24 protein-coding genes and 1 other annotated feature are annotated in these 26,242 nt (G+C 27.6%); of the genes, 2 read left to right on the forward strand and 22 right to left on the reverse strand.

Going from position 1 to position 26,242, the window contains the following annotated elements:
• Positions 1 to 159 precede the first annotated feature (159 nt).
• From HMPREF0216_RS08430 to ybaK, 17 genes are all read right to left on the reverse strand, one after another.
• On the reverse strand, positions 160 to 1,215 hold the full coding sequence (locus HMPREF0216_RS08430; protein ID WP_005213563.1) for a type IV pilus twitching motility protein PilT: 1,056 nt from the start codon (positions 1,213 to 1,215) through the stop codon (positions 160 to 162).
• An 81-nt stretch (positions 1,216 to 1,296) separates the two neighbouring features.
• Positions 1,297 to 2,004, reverse strand: coding sequence for an RNA polymerase sporulation sigma factor SigK (gene sigK, locus HMPREF0216_RS08435; protein WP_005213565.1), 708 nt, complete (start codon positions 2,002 to 2,004; stop codon positions 1,297 to 1,299).
• A 253-nt stretch (positions 2,005 to 2,257) separates the two neighbouring features.
• Positions 2,258 to 3,889, reverse strand: a complete 1,632-nt coding sequence (locus tag HMPREF0216_RS08440) for a penicillin-binding transpeptidase domain-containing protein (RefSeq protein WP_005213567.1) — start codon at positions 3,887 to 3,889, stop codon at positions 2,258 to 2,260.
• Positions 3,890 to 3,944: 55 nt separating this feature from the next.
• A complete protein-coding gene (gene udk / locus HMPREF0216_RS08445; RefSeq protein WP_005213574.1) occupies positions 3,945 to 4,562 on the reverse strand; it encodes a uridine kinase in 618 nt (205 codons plus the stop codon).
• Positions 4,563 to 4,574: 12 nt separating this feature from the next.
• Positions 4,575 to 5,819: a peptidase U32 family protein gene (locus tag HMPREF0216_RS08450; protein WP_005213576.1), complete on the reverse strand. Its 1,245-nt coding sequence runs from the start codon at positions 5,817 to 5,819 to the stop codon at positions 4,575 to 4,577.
• A gap of 6 nt (positions 5,820 to 5,825) precedes the next feature.
• Positions 5,826 to 6,470, reverse strand: a complete 645-nt coding sequence (locus tag HMPREF0216_RS08455; RefSeq protein WP_005213578.1) for an O-methyltransferase — start codon at positions 6,468 to 6,470, stop codon at positions 5,826 to 5,828.
• 23 nt (positions 6,471 to 6,493) lie between these two features.
• Complete coding sequence (mltG, locus tag HMPREF0216_RS08460; protein WP_005213580.1) at positions 6,494 to 7,501, reverse strand: endolytic transglycosylase MltG; 1,008 nt, start codon at positions 7,499 to 7,501, stop codon at positions 6,494 to 6,496.
• A gap of 91 nt (positions 7,502 to 7,592) precedes the next feature.
• A complete protein-coding gene (gene typA, locus HMPREF0216_RS08465) occupies positions 7,593 to 9,419 on the reverse strand; it encodes a translational GTPase TypA (RefSeq protein ID WP_005213582.1) in 1,827 nt (608 codons plus the stop codon).
• A 505-nt stretch (positions 9,420 to 9,924) separates the two neighbouring features.
• Positions 9,925 to 11,592: a ribonuclease J gene (locus HMPREF0216_RS08470; protein ID WP_005213583.1), complete on the reverse strand. Its 1,668-nt coding sequence runs from the start codon at positions 11,590 to 11,592 to the stop codon at positions 9,925 to 9,927.
• A gap of 65 nt (positions 11,593 to 11,657) precedes the next feature.
• Positions 11,658 to 12,119: a Fur family transcriptional regulator gene (locus tag HMPREF0216_RS08475; RefSeq protein ID WP_005213584.1), complete on the reverse strand. Its 462-nt coding sequence runs from the start codon at positions 12,117 to 12,119 to the stop codon at positions 11,658 to 11,660.
• 21 nt (positions 12,120 to 12,140) lie between these two features.
• Positions 12,141 to 12,416, reverse strand: coding sequence for a DUF1292 domain-containing protein (locus HMPREF0216_RS08480; protein ID WP_005213585.1), 276 nt, complete (start codon positions 12,414 to 12,416; stop codon positions 12,141 to 12,143).
• A 279-nt stretch (positions 12,417 to 12,695) separates the two neighbouring features.
• The gene (ruvX, locus tag HMPREF0216_RS08485) at positions 12,696 to 13,115 is read right to left on the reverse strand and encodes a Holliday junction resolvase RuvX (RefSeq protein ID WP_005213586.1); all 420 of its coding nucleotides are present in this window, start codon (positions 13,113 to 13,115) and stop codon (positions 12,696 to 12,698) included.
• A 185-nt stretch (positions 13,116 to 13,300) separates the two neighbouring features.
• Positions 13,301 to 13,558 carry an IreB family regulatory phosphoprotein gene (locus HMPREF0216_RS08490; RefSeq protein WP_005213587.1) on the reverse strand — a complete coding sequence of 86 codons (258 nt, stop codon included), beginning with the start codon at positions 13,556 to 13,558 and terminating at the stop codon, positions 13,301 to 13,303.
• A gap of 136 nt (positions 13,559 to 13,694) precedes the next feature.
• On the reverse strand, positions 13,695 to 16,343 hold the full coding sequence (gene alaS, locus HMPREF0216_RS08495; protein ID WP_040419481.1) for an alanine--tRNA ligase: 2,649 nt from the start codon (positions 16,341 to 16,343) through the stop codon (positions 13,695 to 13,697).
• Between the two features lie 112 nt (positions 16,344 to 16,455).
• Positions 16,456 to 16,632 (reverse strand) — a binding site (T-box leader).
• A 294-nt stretch (positions 16,633 to 16,926) separates the two neighbouring features.
• Complete coding sequence (locus HMPREF0216_RS08500) at positions 16,927 to 17,955, reverse strand: AI-2E family transporter (RefSeq protein WP_005213590.1); 1,029 nt, start codon at positions 17,953 to 17,955, stop codon at positions 16,927 to 16,929.
• Positions 17,939 to 18,442 (reverse strand): PRC-barrel domain-containing protein, encoded by a 504-nt coding sequence (locus HMPREF0216_RS08505; RefSeq protein ID WP_040419483.1) that lies wholly within the window; start codon positions 18,440 to 18,442, stop codon positions 17,939 to 17,941. The genes HMPREF0216_RS08500 and HMPREF0216_RS08505 overlap by 17 nt, the downstream gene beginning before the upstream one ends.
• A gap of 90 nt (positions 18,443 to 18,532) precedes the next feature.
• The gene (ybaK, locus tag HMPREF0216_RS08510; RefSeq protein ID WP_005213594.1) at positions 18,533 to 19,015 is read right to left on the reverse strand and encodes a Cys-tRNA(Pro) deacylase; all 483 of its coding nucleotides are present in this window, start codon (positions 19,013 to 19,015) and stop codon (positions 18,533 to 18,535) included.
• Between the two features lie 252 nt (positions 19,016 to 19,267).
• Here ybaK and HMPREF0216_RS08515 point away from each other — a divergent pair, with 252 nt between their 5' ends.
• Together HMPREF0216_RS08515 and HMPREF0216_RS16310 are read left to right on the forward strand one after the other, a co-directional pair.
• Positions 19,268 to 19,993 carry an ABC transporter ATP-binding protein gene (locus HMPREF0216_RS08515; protein WP_005213595.1) on the forward strand — a complete coding sequence of 242 codons (726 nt, stop codon included), beginning with the start codon at positions 19,268 to 19,270 and terminating at the stop codon, positions 19,991 to 19,993.
• Positions 19,990 to 21,018 carry an ABC transporter permease subunit gene (locus HMPREF0216_RS16310; RefSeq protein WP_005213597.1) on the forward strand — a complete coding sequence of 343 codons (1,029 nt, stop codon included), beginning with the start codon at positions 19,990 to 19,992 and terminating at the stop codon, positions 21,016 to 21,018. Before HMPREF0216_RS08515 ends, HMPREF0216_RS16310 begins: the two co-directional genes overlap by 4 nt.
• A 134-nt stretch (positions 21,019 to 21,152) precedes the next feature.
• On the opposite strand, the gene ytvI is transcribed toward HMPREF0216_RS16310, so the two are convergent.
• From ytvI to HMPREF0216_RS08540, 5 genes are all read right to left on the reverse strand, one after another.
• Complete coding sequence (gene ytvI, locus HMPREF0216_RS08520) at positions 21,153 to 22,259, reverse strand: sporulation integral membrane protein YtvI (RefSeq protein ID WP_005213599.1); 1,107 nt, start codon at positions 22,257 to 22,259, stop codon at positions 21,153 to 21,155.
• 582 nt (positions 22,260 to 22,841) lie between these two features.
• On the reverse strand, positions 22,842 to 24,455 hold the full coding sequence (locus HMPREF0216_RS17710) for a sensor histidine kinase (protein WP_005213601.1): 1,614 nt from the start codon (positions 24,453 to 24,455) through the stop codon (positions 22,842 to 22,844).
• A 160-nt stretch (positions 24,456 to 24,615) separates the two neighbouring features.
• Positions 24,616 to 25,170 carry a metal-dependent hydrolase gene (locus tag HMPREF0216_RS08530; RefSeq protein ID WP_005213603.1) on the reverse strand — a complete coding sequence of 185 codons (555 nt, stop codon included), beginning with the start codon at positions 25,168 to 25,170 and terminating at the stop codon, positions 24,616 to 24,618.
• Positions 25,171 to 25,431: 261 nt separating this feature from the next.
• Complete coding sequence (locus tag HMPREF0216_RS08535) at positions 25,432 to 25,803, reverse strand: NifB/NifX family molybdenum-iron cluster-binding protein (protein ID WP_005213605.1); 372 nt, start codon at positions 25,801 to 25,803, stop codon at positions 25,432 to 25,434.
• A gap of 2 nt (positions 25,804 to 25,805) precedes the next feature.
• Complete coding sequence (locus HMPREF0216_RS08540) at positions 25,806 to 26,189, reverse strand: ArsR/SmtB family transcription factor (protein WP_005213607.1); 384 nt, start codon at positions 26,187 to 26,189, stop codon at positions 25,806 to 25,808.
• Between the last annotated feature and the right edge of the window lie 53 nt (positions 26,190 to 26,242).

Below are 26,242 nucleotides of genomic sequence, written 5' to 3' on the forward strand. Positions count from 1 at the left end.
TCCTCTATATAAATTAATATTATTTAAAAAAACTTAATATTTTTTGATATATACACTTTTTTTAACATTTGTGTAATAATATAAAATATATTGTTGTACATAAAATTAAGAGGTTATATCAAAACAATATGATTATTTTGATATAACCTCTTTTAAAATTTATAATATCATCAATCTCTTTAAGGTTTCACTATCCACGGCATATGTCATAGCTGTTTCCATACTTATTACTCCCTTTTTATACAATTCTGCAATTGACATATCCATAGTTTTCATTCCATATCTATTGCCAGTTTGTACTGCAGAAATTATTTGATGAGTTTTTCCTTCTCTAATTAAATTTTGTATTCCTGGAGTAGTCACCATTATTTCAAGACTAGCAACTCTACCATTTCCATCTGCATTTTCAAGTAACTGTTGAGATATAACTGCTTGCAATACAGAAGATAATTGAACTTTAATTTGTTGCTGTTGATGTGGTGGAAATACATCTATTATTCTATCAATAGTTTTAGCTGCACCGATAGTATGAAGTGTTGATAATACTAGATGTCCTGTTTCAGCTGCTGTTATAGCAACTGATATAGTTTCTAAGTCTCTCATTTCTCCAACTAATATAACATCGGGATCCTCTCTCAATATTGATTTTAGTGCACTCTTATAACTTTTACTATCTTTTCCTATTTCTCTTTGATTCACTATGCACTTATTATGCTTATGAAGATATTCAATTGGATCTTCTAAAGTAATAATATGTGCTTGTCTTGTATTATTTATTTCATTTATCATAGCTGCTAAAGTAGTACTTTTACCGCTACCTGTTGGACCTGTAACCAATACTAACCCTCTTTGTTTTTTGACTATTTCCTTAAGTACTTGTGGGTATTTTAAATCATCTAAATTAGGTATTTTAAGAGCTATAACCCTAATAGCAATTGCATCGCTATTTCTTTGTTTAAATATATTTACTCTAAATCTCCCTATGCCTTGAATAGAATAAGAAGTATCAAATTCTCCTTCTTTAATATACTCATCATATTTCTCTTCTAAAATCTCTCTTGAAAACTTTTCTACATCATCTGGAAATAATTTTTTGTTACCTAGTTGAATTAATTTTCCATTACACCTTACTGTTGGTGGTAATCCTACTGTTAAATGTAAATCTGATGCACCAAGTTCAATAGTCTTGGTTAATAGTTCCTTTAAGAAATACATTTTAGCTCCCCCTCTCTAATATATACATATATTTATATTCTAGTAGAGATATAGGGATAATTCAACTTATTTTGTAATATTTTAGTGTACTTTGTCATTAACTTGTAATTCTTTTCTTAATTTTTTTAACGCTTTCTTTTCTATTCTAGATACATAAGATCTAGAAATTCCTAACATACCTGCTATTTCTCGTTGTGTTTTACATTTTCCATCAATCAATCCATATCTCATTTTTATTATTTCACCTTCTCTTTCATTTAAAGAAGATTTTATCTTTGCATAAAGTGCTCTTATTTGCATATTAGTTTCTACTTTGTCTATAACAGAATCCTTATCACTACTTAAAACATCTATTAAGCTAATTTCATTTCCTTCTTTATCAACTCCGATTGGGTCATGAAGAAAAGTTTCTCCTTTTTGTTTTTTACTACTTCTAAATAACATTAAAATTTCATTTTCAATGCACCTAGATGCATATGTAGCTAATCTTGTACCCTTCGATGCATCAAATGAATCTATTGCCTTTATAAGCCCTACTGTTCCAATAGAAATAAGTTCATCTATATCCTTATTGGGTATTTGATACTTTTTCACAATATGTGCAACTAACCTAAGGTTTCTTTCAATTAACACTCCTTTTGCGTTCTTATCTCCCTTTTTCAATAATTCTAAATATTTTTCTTCTTCTTTTTCATCTAACGGCTGCGGAAATGTATTGCTTCCGGAGATATACCCTGTTAAAAATATATTGCTACATAGAAACTCCAGAATATTACTAATAAATATCACTAAGCTTCCTCCTATTAGTGCTTATTATATAATATGATAATTCCTCTAAATATTGCTTTATGAAACTAAATTAATTTTCTTGACACATTTTATTTGATGGAAAACTTCAAAATTAATATACTCCTATAAGTGCTCTAATAAATACATAAAGCCAATTACAGCATTATCTAATAAAAAAATAAAGGAATAAACCTCTAATGAAGTTTACTCCCTTAATAATTAATTTATCACTTTTAACCACTAATTAATTTTATCATTCTTCATCCATTAATGAATATATTATTTGTCTATAAATTGGTGCACCAGTATTTCCGCCTCCAAGTTCCCTTCCATCAGGATGCATATCAGGTATATTAGGTGCTATTACTACTAATGTATATTTATGCTCTCCTAATTCAAAATAACCTGCAAACCATCCATGATTTGTTTTTGATCCATCACTAGCTGTACCTGTTGAAGTCCCCGTTTTTCCACCTTGATTAATTCCTTCAACCTTAGCTTCATATCCTGTTCCCTTCCATATAACATCATGCATTGCATTTTGCACTATCTTCGCTGTTGTACTTGAAAAAACCCTTCTTTCTTCTTCTTGTGTTTTCTCTATAATATTATTATCATTATCAACAATAGCTTCTATTAAAGTTGGTTTAATATACACCCCATCATTTGTAATTGCATTAATTGCACCTGCCATTTGAAGAGGAGTTACAGTTAAGCTTTGACCTATAGAAAAATTACTTACACCTTCACCTGCTGGAGGCATACTCCCTACAGCTTCTTCTCTATTTTCTCCAGAGAACCCAAGAACCTTGCTATACAGCCCTAAATTAGTTGTATATTTAAGCATAGTTTCATATCCTGCTAAATTACCTACTTGCGCAAATACGTCATTACATGATACTTGTAGAGCCTCATTTACAGTTAAAGGTCCATGAGCATATTTTTCACCTAATTTTGTACATATTTCTCCAGTACACTCAAAAGTATCATTATTAGTTATTAATCCTTCATTTAAAGCTATAGAATCTGTTAAAGTTTTAAAAATCGAACCTGGTTCATATCCTAATAGACCTATACCTAAATTTACATTTGCTTCCGTTTCATCCTTTTGAACCATAGCCCTAATTTTCCCCGTATCAGCTTCTAATAAAACAACACCTATGTTACTTAAAAAGCTATATTCTTCTCTATTTAATACTTCCCTTATTTTTTCTGTCCAAGCATTATTTATAGTCAATCTAATGTTTTTATTTTCTTCACCTTCATCAGTTTTTGATGTATAATAGATAGATTTATTATCTAATGAAAAACTCTTATTGGGATATTCATTTTCCTTAATTATATCTGCTATTTTTTCTTCAAAAGATCCCTCTACTACATTATCTACATCTATACTTGCAATTGCATTTTCTATTTTCCATCTTTCTTTTAAATCTAATTCATCATATTCATAACAATAAATCCCCTTTATATTGGTTAATTTATTTATCTTATTGTATGTTTCTTCTGTTATTGTATAATAAAATTTACCTTCAGTTTGCATTATATCTGAAAAGTTAAAAGTACTATCTTCGGTTTTCATTATGAAGTTAAGTGCTAATAAATCCTCTAAAGTTTCTTCATAATTATTTAACTTAAAAGGTTTTGTATCTAATACCATAACATATTTTTTATTATATTTAATTAATTCATTTCCCTCTGTATCAAATATTTTATAATTATTATTACTTGTATACTCTAATTGATGTGCTTCAAGCTCACCTTGAACTAAATTACTAGGATATATCATCAAAAAATATAATCTAACACCTAAAATCATTAAAACTACAAAAAAGGTAATACAAACAATTGTTAGTCTCTTACTATCAATTTTATATTTGTACATAAAAAAACACCTCCTTCAGCTAGATTCTAGCCAAAGAATAGGTGTTTTATTCAAATTATTTTAATATATCTCTAATTTTTGCCATTAAAATATCTATTGCAACATAGTTATGTCCACCTTCTGGAACTATTATGTCTGCATATTTCTTTGTAGGCTCAGTAAATTGCATATGCATAGGTCTAACAATATTTAAGTATTGATCTACAACTGATTCAATTGTTCTACCTCTTTCATTTCTATCTCTTACTAATCTTCTTAAAATTCTTATATCGGCATCAGTATCAACATAAACTTTAATATCTAAAAGATCTCTTATTCTCTCATCTTCAAGTATTAAAATTCCTTCAACTAATATTATATCTCTTGATTCAACTAAAGTTGTTTCTTTTGCTCTATTATGCACTGTAAAATCATAACTTGGTTTTTCAATAGCTTCACCATTTATTAATTTTTTTAAGTGTTCTACTAATAAATCATTATCAAATGCCATTGGATGGTCATAGTTAGTTTTAACTCTTTCCTCCATAGATAAGTGACTTTGATCTTTATAATACATATCTTGTTGTATCATAGTAATACATTCTTTAGGGAAGTTTGTATATAAGGCATCAGCTATTGTACTTTTACCTGAACCAGTACCTCCAGTAATCCCTATTAAAATCGGTTTTGACATTACAGTTCCTCCTTAGTTATTATTTATGTTGATAACATTGTTAGCTTTTACAAACATGTCATTTACTTTTAATGGAGTATCAACTTTAACAGTAAACATCATGTGTGCTCTATTTGCTACATCTGTCTTTCTATCTTTGTCTATATCATACATATCTTCAAGCTTAATCTTAAAATATGGAACATCCGGTCTTAAAACTTCTACTTCTTCACCTTCAAAAACTCTATTCTTTTGAAGAACTGTTGCAGTCTTTGTTTCAGGGTCATAAGATTTTACCATTCCGACAATTTCATAATCTCTAACATATCCTGCATCATCGTAATTTTGTTCACCATTTACTCCTAAATAGAAACCTGTGTGATATGGTCTATGACTTACTTTTCTAAGCATATCCATCCATTCATCTTTAAATTTATAGTTAGATGGATTTTCCCAATAGCTATCTAAAGCTTCTCTATATGCTTTTACTACTGAAGCTACATAGAATTCACTCTTCATTCTTCCTTCAATTTTAAAAGAATAGATACCACTCTTAACAAGCTCTGGTATGTAATGAATCATACATAAATCTTTTGAGTTCATTATATATGTCCCATTATCATCTTCTATAACAGGATAATATTCACCTGGTCTAGTTTCTTCAACTAAATGATATTTATATCTACATACATTACCACAGATTCCTTTATTGGCATCTCTCTTAATCATATAATTTGATATTAAACATCTTCCAGAATATGCAACACACATTGAACCATGAATAAATGCTTCAATATCGCATCCCTTAGGAATATTTTCAGTTATTTCATTTATTTCTTTAAAAGTTAACTCTCTTGCTAATACTATTCTCTTAACGCCTAAATCGTACCAGAATTTAGTTGCCATCCAGTTAACAGTATTTGCTTGAGTACTTAAATGTATTTCTAATTCTGGTGCAACTTCTTTACATATTGCAATTAATGATGGATCTGCAACTATAACTGCATCTACACCGATGTCATAAAGTCCCTTTATATAATCTCCTGCTGAAGGTAAATCATGATTTCTTGCAAAAACATTTAATGTTACATAAAGCTTTCTACCTCTATCATGGCAATACTTAATCCCTTCAATCATTTCTTCATTTGAAAAATTATTTGAAAAGGCTCTAAGATTTAATTTACCTCCACCAATATATACAGCATCTGCTCCAAAATCTATAGCTATCTTTAGCTTTTCTAAATTACCAGCAGGTGCTAATATTTCTGGTTTTCTCATAAGTAGTTACCTCCTCTTTGTTATAGCAATTCCATCTCCCATAGGAATTACTGATGTTACTAACTCTTTATCTTGTGATACTAAGTCTAGATAAGTTCTCATTCTCTTAACTATTGTTATTTTTCTTCTTTTAACTAACTCATCAGTTGCAACCATGCCTCTGAATAATACATTATCAGCAATTATTATTCCATCCTTATTTAAAAGTCTTAGGCAATGTGGCAAGAAATGATTATAATGACCTTTACCTGCATCCATAAATATTAAATCATAAGGTTCGTCTAGTTTTTCTAATACTTCTAAACAATCTCCTTCTTCAATTTTTATTTTATCAGAAAGTCCAAAGGATTCTATATTTTCCTTTGCATATTTTATCATTTCTTCGCTTCTTTCAATAGTAGTAATATGTGGATTAGTTCCAGCTGCTTCATGCATTATAATTGCAGAATATCCAATAGCTGTGCCAAGCTCCAATATTCTTAGAGGCTTTTTCATAGAAACCATAAATTCTAAAAACTTTATAGTTTCCTTTTGCGCTATAGGCACTCCATTTTCTTTAGCAAAATCTTCTAATGCTTTTAGTCTTCCTTCACTTTCTGGTATTAATCCTCTAATATATTCTTCCATATAATCGTAGGTAATTCCACTCATCTTCTTAAACTCCTCCGTATAGCTTAATATCCTAGCTCTTCTTTCTTTGTTTCAAAATCATCATAGTTATTCGTAAAATAATGCTCTCCATCTTTTTCTAATATATAGAATAAATAGTCAGTATCTGCAGGATGTAAAGCTGCTGCTAAAGACTTTTCTCCTGGGTTAGATATAGGTCCTACGGGTAAACCTTTATAAAGATATGTGTTATATTTAGACTCAATTGCTAAATGTCTATTTCTAACACTTTCAATATAATATCCGTGAGCATAAATAACTGTTGCATCAATTTGAAGTGGCATATCAATATTAAGTCTATTATAAATAACAGATGCTATTAAAGGTCTATCCTCATCAACTCTAGCTTCTTTTTCAATAATAGAAGCTACATTTACTACCTTTTCAATATCCTCATCTTTAATATCCATGCCTTTTGTATTTTCGTCCCATACTTCTTTAAATCTATCTAACATTGTTTGTATTATGTATTCTGGTGTAACGTTTAAATCAAAATTATATGTATCTGGGAATAAAAATCCTTCTAAATTATATCTTTTATCAGGATTATTAGTAATATATGATGGTAATGGATATTCCTTAACTGCCGTTAAAAATTCATCTGATGAGCAAATTCCTAACTCTTCTAACTTAAAAGCAATATCCTCTATAGTAAATCCTTCTGGAATAGTAAGTAAAATTCCTTCGCCTTCCGATTTACTTCCTAAGTCCTCTATTACTTCTTTTAAATTCATGCCTTTAGTTAATGTGTGTTTCCCTGGTAATACTTCTAAATTCGCATTTGTTAATTTAGAATAGACTTTAATCATTATTGGGCTTTTTATTTTTTTCTCTTGAAATAGCTTATTTATTATACTATAAAAACTATCTCCCTCACTCACTATTACTTCCTCATCTTGAGATATTAATAGTGGTTTATTAACTACAGAAATATATCTCACTCCTATAAAAGCTACGATACATATTGCAAAAATAGCAATAACCATAGTTATCGTTTTACTTTTCTTCTTCATAAATACCCCCTGTATTTAAAAGTGAATAGCTAGTTTCCCAGCTATTCACTATTATAATACTTTTTTATGAAATTATAAACAACTTAAAAGATTATTTTTTGCTTCTGCTAATCATTCTCTTTCTTTCAGCTGCATCTAAGTATCTCTTTCTGATTCTTATGCTTTGTGGAGTTACTTCAACTAATTCATCATTTCCAATGAATTCAATTGATTGCTCTAATGTTAAAGTAGTAACTGGAACTAATTTAACAGCATCATCAGAACCTGAAGCTCTTGTATTAGTTAATTTTTTACCTTTACAAACATTTATATCAAGATCTTCTGCTCTTGCACATTCTCCAACTACCATACCTTGGTATACTGGTGTACCTGGAGTTATGAATAATCTACCTCTTTCTTGAGCATTAAATAATCCATAAGCAATTGCTTCACCTTGTTCAAATGATACAATAGAACCTCTACTTCTTGATTCAATTTCTCCCTTATATGGAGCATATCCTTCAAATACATGGTTCATTATACCATTACCTTTTGTATCAGTCATAAATTCATTTCTGAATCCTATAAGACCTCTTGCTGGAATTATGAACTCTAATCTAGTATATCCATTAACAGCAGATGTCATATTAACCATTTCAGCTTTTCTTGGTCCCATTTTTTCCATAACAGCACCCATGAATTCTTCTGGAACATCTATAGTTAAGTATTCCATTGGTTCTAATTTCTTTCCATTTTCTTCTTTGAAAATAACATTTGGTTTAGAAACTTGTAATTCGAATCCTTCTCTTCTCATTGTTTCTATTAAAACTGATAAGTGAAGTTCTCCTCTTCCTGAAACTTCGAAGCAATCTGGAGTTATTTCTTTAACTCTTAAACTTACGTTAGTTTCTAATTCTTTCATTAATCTATCTCTTAGATGTCTTGAAGTAACGAATTCTCCTTCTTTACCTGCAAATGGTGAATCATTAACCATGAAATTCATGTTAAGTGTTGGTTCATCAATTTCTACGAATGGTAATGCTTCTGGATTAGCTGCATCAGCTATAGTTTCACCAATGTTTGCATCTAGGATACCACTTACAGCAATGATATCTCCAAGACCAGCTTCTTCAACTTCTTCTCTCTTTAATCCATTATATCCAAATACAGCAGTTATCTTATAGTTTGATTTTGTTCCATCTTGTCTAACTAAAGCAACATTTTGGTTCTTTTTAACTGTTCCTCTATGTACTTTACCAATTGCAATTTTACCAACAAAGGCATTACTATCTAATGTTGTAACAAGCATTTGGAAAGGTCCATCAATGTATCCCTTTGGTGGTTCAACATGCTCTATTATAGTCTTGAATAATGGTTCCATTCCATCATTTGTATCTTCAACATTATATCTTGCAAAACCTTCTCTAGCTGAAGCATAGATTATTGGGAAGTCTAATTGTTCATCATCAGCACCTAGTTCTAAGAATAACTCAAATACTTCATCAATAACCTCTTCTGGTCTAGCATTTGGTTTGTCTATTTTATTTATAACAACTATTGGCTTTAATTTTAATTCTAAAGCTTTCTTTAAAACGAACTTAGTTTGAGGCATTGGTCCTTCATAAGAATCAACAACAAGTAAAACTGAGTCAACCATCTTAAGTACACGTTCAACTTCTCCACCAAAGTCAGCATGTCCTGGAGTATCAACGATGTTAATTTTTATTCCATCGTACATTACTGCAGTATTCTTTGAAAGAATTGTGATTCCTCTTTCCTTTTCTAAATCATTAGAATCCATTACTCTTTCATCCATTTTTTCATTTGATCTAAATGTGTGACTTTCTTTAAACATAGCATCAACTAATGTAGTCTTACCATGGTCAACGTGAGCTATTATAGCTATATTTCTAATATCATCTCTAGTTATTAATTCCATTTAATTTCCTCCATTAACTTTAATTTAATTGATAATTAATATTGAAATTTCTTAATTTTGTTTAAATTCTCTAAACACATTACTTATAAAAATATTAAGCAATGTTATAATTAATTTCCAATTTTTAATTATCTATTCTTAATTTATCTACTAACTAGTTATTATAATACTCCAACTTATAACTTTGGATATAATAACATCATGTTCTTAGATAACGACTTTTTATCTTCCTATGTAATTAAATACCCTTGAAGATAAAAATTCAGTTTATAAGCTAATAAGCATATCTTATTAAGATTATTAAAAGAACATCAATTAACACTCTCTTTACTTATTAAACATAAATCTCTCAACTCTCTGTTTAAGCTAATTAACCAAAGACTTAGATTTTCAGTTATGTAAACCTATAAATATTTTGCCCAAAAAGAAAATTGGATACACTCGTATCCAATTCCCAAATCTATCAATTATTCTACTATTAATTTAATTGCTTGTCAACAAAGACTTATATTTCCATAATTATTGGTAATATCATTGGTTTTCTCTTTGTCTTTTCGTATAAATAATATCTTAATTCATCTCTTACTTTTGATTTTAATGTTGCCCAATCTGTGATTTTCTTTTCTTCACATTCTGATAAGATATCTCTAACTATATCTCTAGCACCATCCATTAATCCTTCAGATTCCCTAACATATACAAATCCTCTTGATATAATATCTGGTCCTGCAACTATTGTTTTAGTTTCTTTAGATAACGTTACAACTACTGTTAATATACCATCTTGAGATAAATGTTTTCTATCTCTTAAAACTATATTTCCAACATCACCAACACCAAGTCCATCTACAAATATTTGTCCTGCCACTACATTTCCATTCTTCTTAATAGAATTTCTTGTAACTTCTATTACATCTCCTAAATCAGGAATAACAACATTCTTTTCATCAAGACCAAGCTTTATTGCTAATTCTCCATGTTGTTTTAAATGTCTATATTCGCCATGAACTGGAATAAAATGTTTTGGCTTAATTAAAGTTTGCATAAGTTTTAATTCTTCTTGACATGCATGCCCTGAAACATGGATATCTTCTAAAGAGTCATAAATAACCTCTGCACCCTTTTTAAATAGTTGATTAATTACTCTTGATACAAGCTTTTCATTACCTGGAATAGGTGTAGCTGAAATTATTATTGTATCCCCTTCAACTATATTCACTTTTCTGTGCTCCGAAGCAGCCATTCTTGCTAAAGCTGACATTGGTTCACCTTGGCTACCTGTAGTAATAATTACAACTTGATTATCATTGTATTTATTTATTTGATCTATTGGAACTAAATTTTCTTTATCTATTTCAATATATCCAAGTTCCATTGCAACATTTATAATATTTTCCATACTTCTTCCTGATACAGCAACTTTTCTACCATAAGTTGATGCAGCATCTATTATTTGTTGAATTCTATGGATATTAGATGCAAATGTTGCAATTATTATTCTTCCTTTTGTTTTACCAAAAATACGAGTCAAACTTTCGCCAACTATTCTTTCTGATTTAGTGTATCCAGCTCTTTCAACATTTGTTGAATCAGCCATCATAGCTAATACACCTTTTTTACCTAATTCTGCAAATCTTGCAAAATCCATTGGTTCACCATCAATCGGTGTATAATCTACCTTAAAGTCACCTGTATGAAGAACTACTCCAAGTGGTGTGTGTATTGCAATAGCAACTGAATCTGCTATTGAGTGATTTGTCTTTATAAATTCTACTGATACAGACTTTAATCTAATTACATCTCTTGGTTTAACTGTTATAAGTTCTGTCGAGCTTAATAACCCGTGCTCCTTTAACTTTGTTTCAACAATTCCTAATGTTAGTTTTGTTCCGTATACTGGAACATTTAATTGTTTTAATACATATGGTAATGCTCCAATATGGTCCTCATGTCCGTGAGTTAAGAATATTCCAGATACCTTTTCTTTATTTTTCATTAGATAAGTTATATCTGGTATAACTAAATCTATTCCAAACATATCTTCATCAGGAAATTTTAAACCGCAATCAATAACTACTATATCATTTTTATATTCAATAGCAGTTAAATTCTTTCCGATTTCATTTACCCCACCTAAAGGAATAATCTTAACCTTAGCCTTTTCATTTTTCATATGTCCCCTCCTTATTTTTCTTTTATGTATTCCAAAGATAAATATTATCTCTTCATATTCATCTTTTATTTACCTTTAAGTTTTTTACAACATTCAGAACAAAGACCAAAAAATTTCACACTATGGTCTAAAATTTTAAATCCATATGTTTCTTGTATGTTGTGTTCAAGCTCATCTAAAAGATCATCTTGAACTTCAATTACAGCTTTACACTCATTACATACTAAATGATGATGTCTATGTGCTTCTTCACTATGTGCAAGCTCATATCTGCTACAGCCATCATTTAAATCTAGCTTAAATATAACACCAATTTCTTCTAATAATAAAACTGTTCTATATACTGTTGCCAAACCTATATCAGGACATATTTTCTTAACTTCATCATAAATTTCCTCTGCGGTTAAGTGTTCTCCCTCTTTTTCAATAATTGTATCAACTATAGCTCTTCTTTGAGGCGTTAATTTATAGCCCTTTTGTTTTAAATTTTCTTTTAGAAGTTCAATATCTATATTAACTGTGCTCATTTTAACACCTCACTTCTTTTTTTATTCTTCTTCTATAAAAATAGTATTATAAGCTTCTTCAATAGCAGCTAATTCTACTTCATTTTCAATTAATTCAAACATATCTTCGCCATCTTCGTCTTTTATAACTTTTAAAGCAAATGGATTTTCATCTTCATATCCTTGCTCTTGTACTATAACATACTCTGACTTTTCATCATTTTCTGGATTTACCATATCAAAAAATGCTATTACATTTAGATTAATTTCATTTCCATCTTCATCAAATAATTGTATAACTTTTAAATCTTTATCCATTTTTATTTAACTCCTCTTTTATCTATATTGTTTCTTATTATTATACACGAATTTTTAAAATTGAACACCTTTTAAGTAAATTGCTTATTAAAACTAATAAAAAAATATTAATAATAATCTTTTTACATTTTTCCATTTAATTACGACTTTTTTCTCATTTATACTTTATCATATTTCAAAAAAACTGGTAAGTTAATTTTTATTTTTGTCCGTATCAAATTTTATTATCAACCTTATACTTTCACTAAGAAGATATTTCAATTTACTACTTATCAAGGGTTACTTGCTAAGTCTTAATTTGTCAAGGTATCCTTGTAGAATATATGTAGCTGCTATTTTATCAACGATTTTCTTTCTCTTATTTCTTGATAAATCCGCTTCAAGCATAGCTCTATGTGCTGCAACTGTAGTTAATCTTTCATCCCACATCTCTATATGTAAGCCTGTTTTTTCTTTTATCAGTTCAGACAATGCTAAAACTCTTTCTCCAGCTTCACCTATTGTATTATTCATATTTTTAGGCAAACCAATAACTATAGTTTCAACTCCATATTCCTTACATATTTTATGTACTTCTTCAATATCTTGTTCCTTCTTTGTACGTCTAATTGTTGTAATTCCTTGTGCTGTCCAACCTAAAGGATCACTAAGTGCAACTCCAATAGTTTTAGATCCAACGTCAAGCCCTAATATTCTCATAGAAACTCCTTTATTTAAATTAATTGTGCTGTAATTCTTACTTTTTTTAATTTTATCTATTATTTAATTTTTCAATTAAAATTTTATTTCACAAATTTTGTATTTCTTCTACTAAAAATTTTATATATTTTATCATCAAACATATTTATTAACGAATAAACAAAAGTGCCCTTAACGGGCACCTTTTATTTTATATCTAGATAAGATTTTATTACCTCTTCAAGTATTTCATCTCTTTCAAGTTTTCTTAGTAAAGCTCTTGCTCCGTTATAACTAGTAATGTAAGAGGGGTCACCTGAAATTAGATACCCTACCAATTGATTTATTGGGTTATAACCCTTTTCCTTTAATGCACTATACACATCAGTCAAAATTGATTTTGTTAAGTCTTCCTTGTTTATATTAAGGTCAAATTGCATAGTTCTGTCAAGATTATTTTCCATAGCTCACGCTGCTTATATCGCAGCTTCACCCCCTTACGATTGTTTATATTTATTTTTAATCATTTGGAATTTCAAATATTAATTGTTATTTATATTATAACCTATCTTAACATAATTGTATACTATTTCAAGAAACTTATTTTATTAAATTTTCTATTGTTTGGAAAGCAACTTCTATTGCTTCTCCTATCTTTTCTGGCTTTTTACCGCCGGCTTGAGCCATATCTGGTCTTCCACCGCCGCCTCCGCCAACAACTGTAGCAACTTCCTTAATTATTTTTCCTGAGTGTATTCCTCTATCTAAAACATCCTTAGTTGCCATAGTAACTAAGTTAACCTTATCTCCTAAGTTACTTAATAAAACTACAACACCAGAGCCCATTTTACTTCTTATTTTATCAGCTAAATCTCTTAATGCATTTCCGTCTACACCTTCTAATCCATAAGCAATAGCTTTAACACCATTTATTTCTTTAGCAGATTTTAATATGTCGTCTAAAGCTCCACTTGTAAGCTTAGATTTTAATTCTGCAATTTCTTTATCCTTTTCTTTAAGCTCCACACCTTGACTTGAAATTTTCTTTAATACATCTTTTTCTGTACACTTAAGAGCTGCACAAGCTTCTTTTAATAATCTTTGTTTTTCTTCCATGTACTTAATAGCTGCTCTTCCTGTTAAAGCTTCTATTCTTCTTATTCCTGCTGCAACACCTGTTTCAGAAACAATCTTAAATAACCCAATTTCTCCAACATTAGAAACGTGAGTTCCTCCACAAAGCTCTTTTGAGAATTCTCCTGCAGCTACAACTCTTACTTTATCTCCATATTTCTCATCAAATAATGCAGTAGCTCCTGATTCCTTAGCTTCTTCTATAGTCATTAACTTAGTTTCAACTTCATCAACTTCCATTATTTTATCATTAACTAAATCTTCAACCTTTTGAATTTCTTCAGCAGTTAAGCTTTGGAAGTGAGTAAAGTCAAATCTTAATCTTTCGTTATCTACAAAAGAACCTGCTTGATGAACATGTGATCCAACTATTTCTTTTAATGCAGCTTGTAACATATGTGTTGCTGTATGATTCTTACAAACACTGCTTCTTCTTACTCTATCTACATTTAAAGTAACTTCTTCATTTAACTTAATGCTTCCGTTTTTAACTTCAACATAGTGTACAGTCTTTCCACCAACATTTTTCTTAGTGTTGTAAACATAAGCAGAACCATTAGTTCCTGTTATTATACCTGTATCACCAATTTGACCACCCATTTCAGCATAGAATGGAGTCTTGGCAGTTAAAATATATCCTTTAGTACCTTCTGTTAACTCTTCTACAAAAGCTTCATCAGTTGCAAGAACTATAACTTTTCCTACTCCTTCAGTTGAAGTATATCCAACGAATTCAGTTTCAACGTCTGCTTTTACTTTATTTATTGGATTTTCTTCAGCTCCCATGTAAGAAGTTTCCCCTCTTGCACTTCTAGCTCTTTCTCTTTGAGCTTCCATTTCCTTTTTGAATTCTTCATGATCAACTGTCATATTCTTTTCTTCAAGAATTTCTTCTGTTAATTCTAATGGGAATCCATAAGTATCATATAATTTAAACGCTTTTTCACCAGAAAGAACTGTAGCTTTACTTTCTTCTAATTCTTTAATATATCCATTTAAGATGTTCATTCCACTATCAATAGTTTCATTAAATCTTTCTTCTTCTAAAGTTATTATCTTTGTTATATAATCTTTATTTTCAACTAATACTGGATAATTTCCGCCATAATTTTCAACAACAGCATCTACAACATCTTTTAAGAATAGTCCTTTAATTCCAAGTAATCTACCATGTCTTGCAGCTCTTCTTAAAAGTCTTCTTAAAACATATCCTCTTCCTTCATTACTTGGTTGAACACCATCAGAAATTAGCATAGTTACAGCTTTAACATGGTCTGTTACTATTCTTAATGAAGTATCAGAGTTTGCATTTTTTCCATACTCTACACCTGATAAAGAAGATACCTTATTTAAGATATTTTTTACTGTATCAATTTCGAATATGTTATCAACACCTTGCATTATAGTTGCAATTCTTTCAAGCCCCATACCAGTATCGATATTTTTATTCTTTAATGGAGCATAGCTTCCATCTTCTTGTTTATCAAATTGAATAAATACTAAGTTCCAGAATTCAACTATTCTATCAGCATCAGATGCAGCTACAAAATCATCTACATTTGTAACAGGCGCTACATCTACACCTCTATCAAAATGAATTTCTGTACAAGGACCACATGGACCTACTGTTCCAACTTCCCAGAAATTATCATCTTTACCTAATCTAAATATTCTATTTGGATCTATATCTGTTTTAGAAGTCCAAATGTCATAAGCCTCATCATCTTCTAAATAAATAGTTACATATAATTTATCTTTAGGTAACTTTAAAACTTCAGTTACAAACTCCCATGACCATGGAATAATTTCATTTTTGAAATAATCTCCAAATGAGAAGTTACCAAGCATTTCAAAGAAAGTACCATGTCTTGACGTCTTCCCTACATTTTCTATATCACCAGTTCTAATACACTTTTGACAAGTTGTAACTCTAGTTTTTGGTGGTGTTTGTATACCTGTAAAGTATGGTTTAAGTGGTGCCATACCAGCATTTATTAATAATAAACTGTTATCATTTTTAGGCACTAGTGGAAAACTTTCCATTCTTAAGTGTTCCTTAGATTCAAAAAAGCTTATAAAGCTTTCTCTTAATTCATTTGCTCCCATGAATTTCATGATTAATTCTACCTCCAACTTCTTTAAATAGAAAAACTTAAAACTTATACTTAACTTTTCTATTTTCATCTTCTATTTTGATTTTAAATAAAAAAAGTCTCCATCCCTAAAGAAAAGGGACGAAAACTTATAATTTCCGCGGTACCACCCTAATTATGTATAAAGTATACATCACTTAAAGTAAAATAAGCTCCAAGATAGCTTCAATATGCTAAATAAGAAGTTTTCACCACCCACTTCCTCTCTTAATATTTATGTCATATTTACTCATTCTCTTCATCGCTTTAATATTAAATTTTATTCCTAGCAAGATTATATTTCATTTAAACCTGTCTGTCAATGTAACTGAGACTCCAAATTTTAATTTGGTTAGTCGAAGTTACATCTTCCACTGATAGGGATAAGATGTTTCCGTTTTTCACTTCAAATTTTAATTTGGCTAGTCGAAGTTACATCTCCCACTAATATGGAGAATATGTTTCCTTATTTAACACATCAAGCTTCACCAAAAAGCTCATTTGTAATTTGATTAATGGAACTTATAACTTCAATTTATAATAGACTATTTTTCTTTAAACAGTAATTAAAATAAATAATAATTTATATCATCATATATAACCTTTATTATTACTGCAATTGGCACTATCAATATCATTCCAATTACTCCACCAAGCTTTTCTCCAAGTATTAACAATATAATAATTATTATAGGATGCATATTAGTGCTATCCCCTGTTATTTTTGGTGCTAAAAAGTTTCCTTCAACTTGTTGAATTACTATTACACCAATAGTTGCTAATATTCCTTTTGTAACTGATCCGGTTAAAGCTATAAATATAATTGGCACTCCTCCAATTATAGGCCCAAAGTAAGGAATTATATTGGCAATTGCATTTATAATAGATAATACAAAAGGAAATTTCACTCTAAGCACTAATAAAAGTATAAAAGATAAAACTCCAATTATTAAACATAAAAGTAATTGACTTATTATATATTTGCTTAATATTTTATCAATATTGCTATTTATTCTTTTTATTAAAATTCTTTTATTGGTTGGAAATATAAGTAGAACTTTATTATATATAAACTCTCCATCAGCTAATAAGTAATATGTTATTATTGGTACCACTGCCAAACCTACTAAATTTTCCATAATATCCATCATATCATCAAACAAATTATTAGATACACTATTTAACATCATATTTACTTTGTCGCCTATTTGAATATACAAAGTTTCAAATACAGGTATTTTATTCAAATTAAACTTTTCAACTGCAGTTAATATATAAAGCTCTATACTATCTAGCATACTTCCAAAATTACCAGACTCTTTTATTATAGCTGGCACTATACAATATAATAATCCAATAAAAAATAATAAAAAAAACAATATTATAAAAATAGAACTTTTACTTGATGATATATGCAACTTTTTACATAAGTAATTTTTCATAGGTTTTAACGCATATGCAATTATAAAAGAAATAACTAAAATATTAACTACTGATCTTATGGCTCCAACATAAACATAAATCAGAATAGTTACTGAAAGTAATAGTATTATTAATGCTACCTTTGCTATTACTGCTCTATATTTTTTTAACATCCTTAATCACTCCTAAGCTATGAGGTAAGGTCTTAACTTTAACGCTATCATTTCCACTATACTTAATATATCCATCACATATTTTGCAATGTTTAACATTTATAATTTCTTTTCCTTTAATCATACTGTCAAATATTCCTGAACTCAAAATAAGACCTTTTATTTCCAATGTTTTTTTTGCTATTATTAAATCATCTAAAACACCTATGGTAATATCCTCATCATTAATTACATCAATATATTTAATACTCTTAAACTTAGTTCCATTAAATTTTTCTGCCTCATTAGCTACCATAATTCCATCCTCTATAGAAATTACAGATTTAATACTAATAAAATTTTTTCTTTTAAATAATCCTGTAGGAGAAATTGCAAAACCGTCTATAGTTATATTGGCAATATTTATATATATATCAGATATAATTCCTAAAGTTTTTCCTCTTGTATTACATACCTTCATCAAATAGAAATCTCTCCACTTAAACATAATTTCACCTCTAAAACTAATAATAACCATAGTATTAACAAATACTATGGCTATTATTACTAATTTGAATAGAAATTTCTAATTTTATTTTTAATGTATAATATCTGCAAATTGTCCATTTATAGATTCTATTAAATCCTTTGGTTCTAACTTAATTTGCAATCCTTTTTTACCACCACTTACACACATTTTCTCTAACGCTTTTGCATCCTCATGTATAAATGTCTTATACAGCTTCTTCATTCCAACTGGTGAACATCCACCTCTAATATAACCAGTATATTTAGTTATATCCTTAACATGTATCATTTCAACTTTCTTTTCTCCTGCTACCTTTGCTGCTTTTTTCAAATCTAACTCTTCTGCAACTGGAATTACAAAAACATAAAATTCCTTAGATAACCCTTGAGTTACTAAAGTTTTATAAACTTCTTTTACATCTTGACCTGTTTTTTCTGCAACAGACACACCATCTATTTTATCATCGGAAATATCATAAGTTATAACCTCATAATCTATTTTATTTTTATCTAAAATTCTCATTGCATTTGTTTTTTGAACTGCCATTTTCATTACTCCCTCTGTAAATACTTATTTAATTATTATACTTAAATATTTAAACAATTTAAAGAATAATGATTTTTTAAACCTCACTAAACCTAAGTTACACCAATCATCACATTAATATTAAGTATTATAATTATAAATATAAAAATAATAAGTTTATATAAACTTAATTATTTTTATATTGTTACATTCTCTAAAAAGCTATAAAATGTTATTTAACGCTTTTAATTTAAAATACAAATTGCATAGGAGACAAATATGAGCAAAGTAATATTAGATGTAAATAATCTAAGCAAAAAATTTAAAAATTTCACTGCTGTTGATAATATAAGCTTTCAATTACATAGTGGTGAAATTCTCGGTTTTTTAGGTCCTAACGGAGCTGGAAAAACAACAACTATAAAAATGATAACTGGTCTTGTAAAAAGCAATTCAGGTAGCATTACAATTAACGGTTATGATATTAATAAAGATTTCGAAGACGCTATGAGCAATGTTGGTGCTATTGTTGAAACTCCACACCTTTATGAAAACATGACTGGTTATGAGAATATAAAATTCTTTTCTAACCTTTGCAAAAATGCAACTAAAGAACATATTGAAGAATGTATAAAATTATCTGGACTAAAAAATAGACTTAATGACAAGGTAAAAAACTATTCATTAGGAATGAAACAAAGATTAGGACTTACTATAGCACTACTTAATAATCCAAAACTGTTAATTTTAGATGAGCCAACTAACGGTCTTGATCCTATAGGAATAAAAGTATTAAGAGAATTTTTAAAAGACTTAGCTCACAATAAAAATCTTTCCATTTTAGTTTCTAGTCATATATTAACTGAGATGGAGCTTTTATGCGATAAAGTTTTAATTATTACAAACGGAAAAATGAGATGTATAAAATCTATGGAAGAAATAAATAAAACCTCTTCACTTGAAGAAGTATTTATCCAAGTAGCTGGGGAGGATAATGTTATATGATAGACATTTTAAATCTAACTAAATGGGAATTTTATAAAATTTTAAAAAACCGTATTTCTTTAATTATGTTAGCTATACTTACTATAGTTATGTGTATATTAACTTTCAATGAATTTAATGATTATAAAAGATATAAAAATTTAGAAGCTACTGATTCTTCTCTTTTAAACATTGATACTAATTGGCAAGAACGAGAAGAACTTTTAATTAATAGTATAGATGACTATATGAATGATCCTTATTATAGTGATATTGAAAAAGATGCTATTTATAAAAGATATGAAATTGCAAAATATAAATTAGAAACTAATACCCAAAGACAGCTTTATAAAAATAAATGGTATTTCTTCTCTGATAATACTTTTAAATGGGTTAGTATGCTTGTAGTATTATTTGTTTCTATTATTGGAGCCTTTAATCTTTCTACTGAATACACCAATAAAACTATAAATCCATTACTTTTATTACCATATAAAAGATATAAAATTTTAATAGCAAAATATTTATCAACATTGCTTTATGGATTAATTTCATTTGGATTAGTACTAATTCTCGGTATACTTTTAGGAATAATAGTTTATGGTTTTGGTGCTTCTGGTGGAGTTGTTATACTTTATGGAAATAGCGGACCGTATACATTACCTATGTTTACTTATTCAATGATAGTAGTTGCATTACAACTTATAAATATAGTTTTTTATACTATTTTATCATTTTTAATTGCTGTAGTATTAAAATCTGTAGCTGTAGCAACTATAGCAACAGTACTTTCATTAACAATAATCTCACCATTAAACGCTTTTTGTGCAGACTATTATGATATTTTTAAATTCTTACCCTTTGTCAATATAGACTTTAGAAAATTCTTAGAGTTTGGTAGTACACTACCTGCAATTGAATTTAACTTTGAAAGTACAATTTATAGCGGTATAACTCCAACTATAGCTTCATTAATATTAGCAGCATATTGCTTAATATTCATTTTTATAACATATTATATATTCTGTAAAAAAGATATTAAATAAATTAACAATCTTCACTTAATTATAAAAATAAGAGTTAAAGTTTATAAGTAAATTGATTAATTAGTTAAAAATACTTTTAGTAAATTCAACTTAAAATTTATTTATATCCTTTTAACTCTTATTTTATTTTTAATTTATTTTTTATTTAAAACTTCTTCAGTACTCATATTAGAATATTTTTTATAAAAATTAAAACTTATAAATAGTGCTATTAAATATATCATTCCTTTAAAGCCAGCAAAATTTAATCCTACAAAAATTGAAACAAGCACACTTAATGGTGATATTTCTAATGATGAAGATAAAAGCTTTGGTTCTAATATATTTCTTGTAATCATAATAAAAGCAAATAGTATTCCTAAAAATATTACTATAAAATATTTCCCTTGAAATAAATATATAATCATTAATGGTAGGAATACTAATATCATTCCTACAACAGGTAAAACATCTAAAAGCATACAGGTCAAACTTAAAAGTAATGTATATGGTACTTTTATTATATTGAACCCTATAAAGGTTATTATAAATGTACAAAATATTAATATAGAATACGTTCCTATATATTTAAATACAACATCTTTAATCTCTATAATAATTTTTATATATTTATCATAATCCCTATTTTTTAAATAAGTATTATCCTCTTTCCTATTTGGAGACTTTTCTATAAATTTCTTCAAAAATATAAAGCTTGATAATATAGCAAAGACTATAACTGTTATTATATATGGCAATACAGATATAAAACTTATTATATAATTAACTATACCCTTACTAAAATCTAAAACATAATTTGATATATCAGCTAAATATCCTGTTACATTACTTTCAAGTGCTTCAATAACTGCTGGATCTATATTTTTAAATTTAGATAATGAATCTTGAATTAAAATTCCTATTTTCCCGCCATTATCATAAATATATTCATATCCCTCAGTAGCTAAATCCTTTATTTCTGAACAAAAGAAAACTACTCCTAATATTAAAAGTGTAACTGTTATAATATAAAACACCAATGTTGATATTATAGCTGCTAAATTACCCTTAATTTGAAATTTATTAATAAGCCATTCTGTTGGCTTTTTTAATATAGCTGCTGCCACTAATCCAACAATAAACGGAATTGTATATTTTAAAGTTCCAATAATAATCCAAAAGCATAATGTAAATAGAATTAAAAATATTACTACATTTAAACATGGTTTAAGCTTATTTAGTAAATTTGATATATACTCCATATTATCCCCTTCATATCTTGCTATTACTAATCCAATAGATTTATGTAAGTTTTATTTATTAAATATAATTTTAAAATTAAAAGGAGCTCAAATTCAGCTCCTTTTTCTATCTTTATATATAAATTACATTACTTATAAGAATAATTAGATTTACAAAATAATTTACTTTATTACTAATGCTATCCTCCTTTCTAAAATATTTAGATACCTTAGATCATCTCCTTTTTATACATCAATAAAGTTTTTATCATCCTGTAAAGTTATAATTTTAAACTTTGCGCAAGCCTCCTCTCTATTATATTTGTTCATTAACTGAACATCATCTAATATCGACATTTAGAAGCATCACCCTTTCATTTTTATAAGTTTAAAATGTTTTAATACAACTTGTTGTTGTAATTATATTATAATCCCACCTAAATTATTTGTAAATATTTACCACAAATTATTTTTCCTATTTTTTCTTTTATTTTTATTATTATTTCTACATCAAATATTTAATTGATAATAAAAATAACAAAAATACCCAATATACTTATAAATTATAAATAAGTATAGTAGGTATAAAACTAAAAATATTTTTTAAAAATAAATATCTGACATTTCAATTTCCACTTTTTCCTTAATTCCATTTCCAATTTCATTATTAGAATTATTTATTTCGAATAAATCTTTGTTATATTCAATTCTTCTTAAAGTAATTAATACCATTGTTCCTATACCTTCTTTACTATCAATACATATTTTACCGTTGTGTTTTAAAATTATTTCTTTTACTATACTTAACCCTAACCCACTACCTTCTTTATGTCTGGATAGAGATTTATCTGCTCTTTCAAATCTATTAAATATAACTTCTTGTTTTTCTTTTGAAATTCCAACTCCACTATCTTCGATTTTTATTTCAATTGTATTCTTTGTAGATTTAATATTTACAAAAATATCTCCATATTGTTTATTATATTTTATTGCATTTGAAAGTAAATTTAAAATAACTCTTTCAATTAAATCTCTATCTGCTAAAACATACAATTCCTCATCATCTGTATCAAAAACAACATTTATATTAGCTATTTCTGCAAAAGAAAGAATAGACATTGTTGTATTTTCAACGACTTCCACAATATTAATACACTTAAAATCAGTATTGTATTCTCCACCTCGTAATTTACTTGAATCAATAAAATTATTTATAAGTCTAGTCAATCTATGACAATTTTGTTTTATAATATCATTATATTTAATTACTTCATTTATATCATTGCTATCTCTTTTTAAATTTTGCATTTGTATAGCAGAGTAAATAACATTTACAGGAGTCTTAAATTCATGAGATATATTAGATAGTAATTGATTCTTAATGTCATCCTCCATATTACGTCTTTCAAGCTCTTGTATATACTTTTCTAAATCATTTGATTTACTAATTAGTTTTGTATAAAGAGTTTTATGTGGACTTATTATTACCTCTATTACAATTATTTTAAATATACAATAACTTCCCAAAAACCTAAGTATATATGATATTATGAATCTCAATAAATAATCTAAATTGCCACTCAATACTGAAAAAATTCCTATGGCAATTCTAAGAATTAAATAAATATTAAAATATTGATAAGAAGTTTCAGTAATATTTTTTTTATTTTTCTTTATTATTTTATATAAATAATAATATAATATTATAACTACACTCCTATACAATACTTTACTTACCATTGTTAAATCTTGATATATATGTACATTCTCATTTATTGATATGAATGCCATAAGAAAAGTAATTGGAATAAGTATTTTCAATATATTTTTCAAACTCATATTCCTATTGATATTTAAAAATGAAAAAATTAGCATTGCTGCTTCATACATAGAAAAAATATAAAATATTTCTGCTACTTTACTATTCTGCATAACCAATAAATCATTTTTAAAAAACACTGAATATGACATTGAAATTATACCTATACTTGCAAAAGATACAGCTAAACATCTATATAAATTACTAACATATATACTATTAATCTGTAATAATACAATAAAACTAGATAAATAAACAAAACTACTTAATAAATAAATTATATTAATTATGATATTTATATCTAAGCTTCCATTTATAAAAAAAACATACGTAATAATAATTAAAAATAAAGCCAATATAATTATAATATCTTTTTTAATGTTCTCTCTTTTAATCATAAATCTATCCCTTTATTATAAACATTTTTCAAAATCTTTACATATTTTGACTTATATTTTAAAATTATATCATTTTTTTACATATTATCCAAGTTAATTACTATTTTATTTTTTCTCTTTCACCTTAAATTCAACCATTAAAACACTTAAATTAAAAACCTCACCATGTTATACTTGTCTTATTTTTAGAATTTTTACAAGGCAATTTAAACTCAAAGAATTTTAAATTTTTCCCTCTTGGTGAAAATCTATCACAAACTATATGTAAAACATATCCCATAACAAAACCTAAGGTAAGATAAATATTACCGCTTAAATATACGCTATAACAAAACAACACTGTTCCTAACCATTTATGAGTAAACATTCTATGTGGAGATAACTTACCTAAAATAGTTAATACAGAAAATAATATTAGAGCAAAAAAATTACTACCGTTATTTTCAAGAAAAACAATAATATCATTTACAGTTAATGCAATACCCAAAAAATATCCTATAACTGCAGCTAATATTATAAAAACAAATATTTTATTAAACACCTGCCTTGCTTTCGAGTTATAAGAATCAATATCTGGCATATAGGAACCTATAAATCCGCCTAAAACTAATGGAACTATATAAAACGCACTATCAAATGTCTTTGTAATTAAAAAACCTACTCCCATAGTTGCTGTAGCAGTAGTTCCAACTATCATATGCTCTTTTCCTTTCATATTTTAATACCATCCTTTGTATAAATTAAAATTTTGTAGTTATATAAGCTAATTTTACTATACTTTTATCTTTAACGAAAGTATGTTCCTATTCAAATTGTCTATCTTTTAAAATTTTAATTACAAAAAGTGATGATATAATAAAACAAATATATGCTTACCTTATAATTAACTTATTAGTAAAATCATATATATAACGTTAAATTATATCATCACTTTTAAATTAAATTTATTTAATTATAGTTCTATAAAATATACTTTTTAATGATGTTCACAGCTATGACTAGTACAAGTGTGATTTATATCAAGTTCTTTTAATTTACTTTGATTTAATAAATCAATATTATCTTTTATACTACCTTCTTCTGCTTTGTATACTCTTATTCCCATTGTATTTAATTTTGATATAGCTCCTTGGCCAATACCTCCAACTACAATTGCGTCAACAGTTTCTCCTGATAATGCTTTGATAGGTTGACATTTTCCATGTTCATGCCCTAAATCTCCATTTTTAATTTCTTTAATATCATTGCTTTCTAAGTCACATATTATAAAAACAGGAGCACTTCCAAAATGATTATAAGGTATACTATTCACTCCTTCATTTGATTTAACTGGAAAACACACTTTCATTTTTATTCCTCCCTTAATATTTTTTTACAACAACCCTTCATTGACTTGCAGCTATGCTTACAAGTCTTAATATCAAAATTTCTAATATTGATATCATACTTTTCATCAATTAAATTTAAGTCTTTATGAATAAGTAATCTTAAAAAAGCCATAGATTTTTCTAAAATTTCCTTGTTCAATTCGTACATAACAAAATATCCACTTTTATATGCTACTATAAGCTCCGCTTCTTTAAGTATCTTTATATGTTGTGACACAGCAGCTTCTGATATATCTAAATTTCTTGCAATTCCTTTTGCACATATATTTTTTGTTGATAACAAAAGTAATATCTTTAATCTTGTTTCATCACCTATAGCCTTAAAAACCTTTACTTCCTCTTTCATACGTACCTCTCAAATTTAATTAAGTAATTACTTAATTAAATTGTAATCCTCTT

It is taken from the genome of Clostridium celatum DSM 1785, from assembly GCF_000320405.1.
GTDB classification, from domain to species: Bacteria; Bacillota; Clostridia; order Clostridiales; family Clostridiaceae; genus Clostridium; species Clostridium celatum.

What these genes read in the sequence shown, in the direction of transcription:
- HMPREF0216_RS08430 (WP_005213563.1), bottom strand. Translation starts at nt 1,215, where the DNA reads ATGTATTTCTTAAAGGAACTATTAACCAAGACTATTGAACTTGGTGCA.
- HMPREF0216_RS08440 (WP_005213567.1), bottom strand. Translation starts at nt 3,889, where the DNA reads ATGTACAAATATAAAATTGATAGTAAGAGACTAACAATTGTTTGTATT.
- udk (WP_005213574.1), bottom strand. Translation starts at nt 4,562, where the DNA reads ATGTCAAAACCGATTTTAATAGGGATTACTGGAGGTACTGGTTCAGGT.
- HMPREF0216_RS08450 (WP_005213576.1), bottom strand. Translation starts at nt 5,819, where the DNA reads ATGAGAAAACCAGAAATATTAGCACCTGCTGGTAATTTAGAAAAGCTA.
- HMPREF0216_RS08455 (WP_005213578.1), bottom strand. Translation starts at nt 6,470, where the DNA reads ATGAGTGGAATTACCTACGATTATATGGAAGAATATATTAGAGGATTA.
- mltG (WP_005213580.1), bottom strand. Translation starts at nt 7,501, where the DNA reads ATGAAGAAGAAAAGTAAAACGATAACTATGGTTATTGCTATTTTTGCA.
- typA (WP_005213582.1), bottom strand. Translation starts at nt 9,419, where the DNA reads ATGGAATTAATAACTAGAGATGATATTAGAAATATAGCTATAATAGCT.
- HMPREF0216_RS08470 (WP_005213583.1), bottom strand. Translation starts at nt 11,592, where the DNA reads ATGAAAAATGAAAAGGCTAAGGTTAAGATTATTCCTTTAGGTGGGGTA.
- HMPREF0216_RS08475 (WP_005213584.1), bottom strand. Translation starts at nt 12,119, where the DNA reads ATGAGCACAGTTAATATAGATATTGAACTTCTAAAAGAAAATTTAAAA.
- HMPREF0216_RS08480 (WP_005213585.1), bottom strand. Translation starts at nt 12,416, where the DNA reads ATGGATAAAGATTTAAAAGTTATACAATTATTTGATGAAGATGGAAAT.
- ruvX (WP_005213586.1), bottom strand. Translation starts at nt 13,115, where the DNA reads ATGAGAATATTAGGGCTTGACGTTGGATCTAAAACTATTGGAGTTGCA.
- HMPREF0216_RS08490 (WP_005213587.1), bottom strand. Translation starts at nt 13,558, where the DNA reads ATGGAAAATAATCTTGACAGAACTATGCAATTTGACCTTAATATAAAC.
- alaS (WP_040419481.1), bottom strand. Translation starts at nt 16,343, where the DNA reads ATGAAATTCATGGGAGCAAATGAATTAAGAGAAAGCTTTATAAGCTTT.
- HMPREF0216_RS08500 (WP_005213590.1), bottom strand. Translation starts at nt 17,955, where the DNA reads ATGTTAAAAAAATATAGAGCAGTAATAGCAAAGGTAGCATTAATAATA.
- HMPREF0216_RS08505 (WP_040419483.1), bottom strand. Translation starts at nt 18,442, where the DNA reads ATGTTTAAGTGGAGAGATTTCTATTTGATGAAGGTATGTAATACAAGA.
- ybaK (WP_005213594.1), bottom strand. Translation starts at nt 19,015, where the DNA reads ATGAAAATGGCAGTTCAAAAAACAAATGCAATGAGAATTTTAGATAAA.
- HMPREF0216_RS08515 (WP_005213595.1), top strand. Translation starts at nt 19,268, where the DNA reads ATGAGCAAAGTAATATTAGATGTAAATAATCTAAGCAAAAAATTTAAA.
- HMPREF0216_RS16310 (WP_005213597.1), top strand. Translation starts at nt 19,990, where the DNA reads ATGATAGACATTTTAAATCTAACTAAATGGGAATTTTATAAAATTTTA.
- ytvI (WP_005213599.1), bottom strand. Translation starts at nt 22,259, where the DNA reads ATGGAGTATATATCAAATTTACTAAATAAGCTTAAACCATGTTTAAAT.
- HMPREF0216_RS17710 (WP_005213601.1), bottom strand. Translation starts at nt 24,455, where the DNA reads ATGATTAAAAGAGAGAACATTAAAAAAGATATTATAATTATATTGGCT.
- HMPREF0216_RS08530 (WP_005213603.1), bottom strand. Translation starts at nt 25,170, where the DNA reads ATGAAAGGAAAAGAGCATATGATAGTTGGAACTACTGCTACAGCAACT.
- HMPREF0216_RS08535 (WP_005213605.1), bottom strand. Translation starts at nt 25,803, where the DNA reads ATGAAAGTGTGTTTTCCAGTTAAATCAAATGAAGGAGTGAATAGTATA.
- HMPREF0216_RS08540 (WP_005213607.1), bottom strand. Translation starts at nt 26,189, where the DNA reads ATGAAAGAGGAAGTAAAGGTTTTTAAGGCTATAGGTGATGAAACAAGA.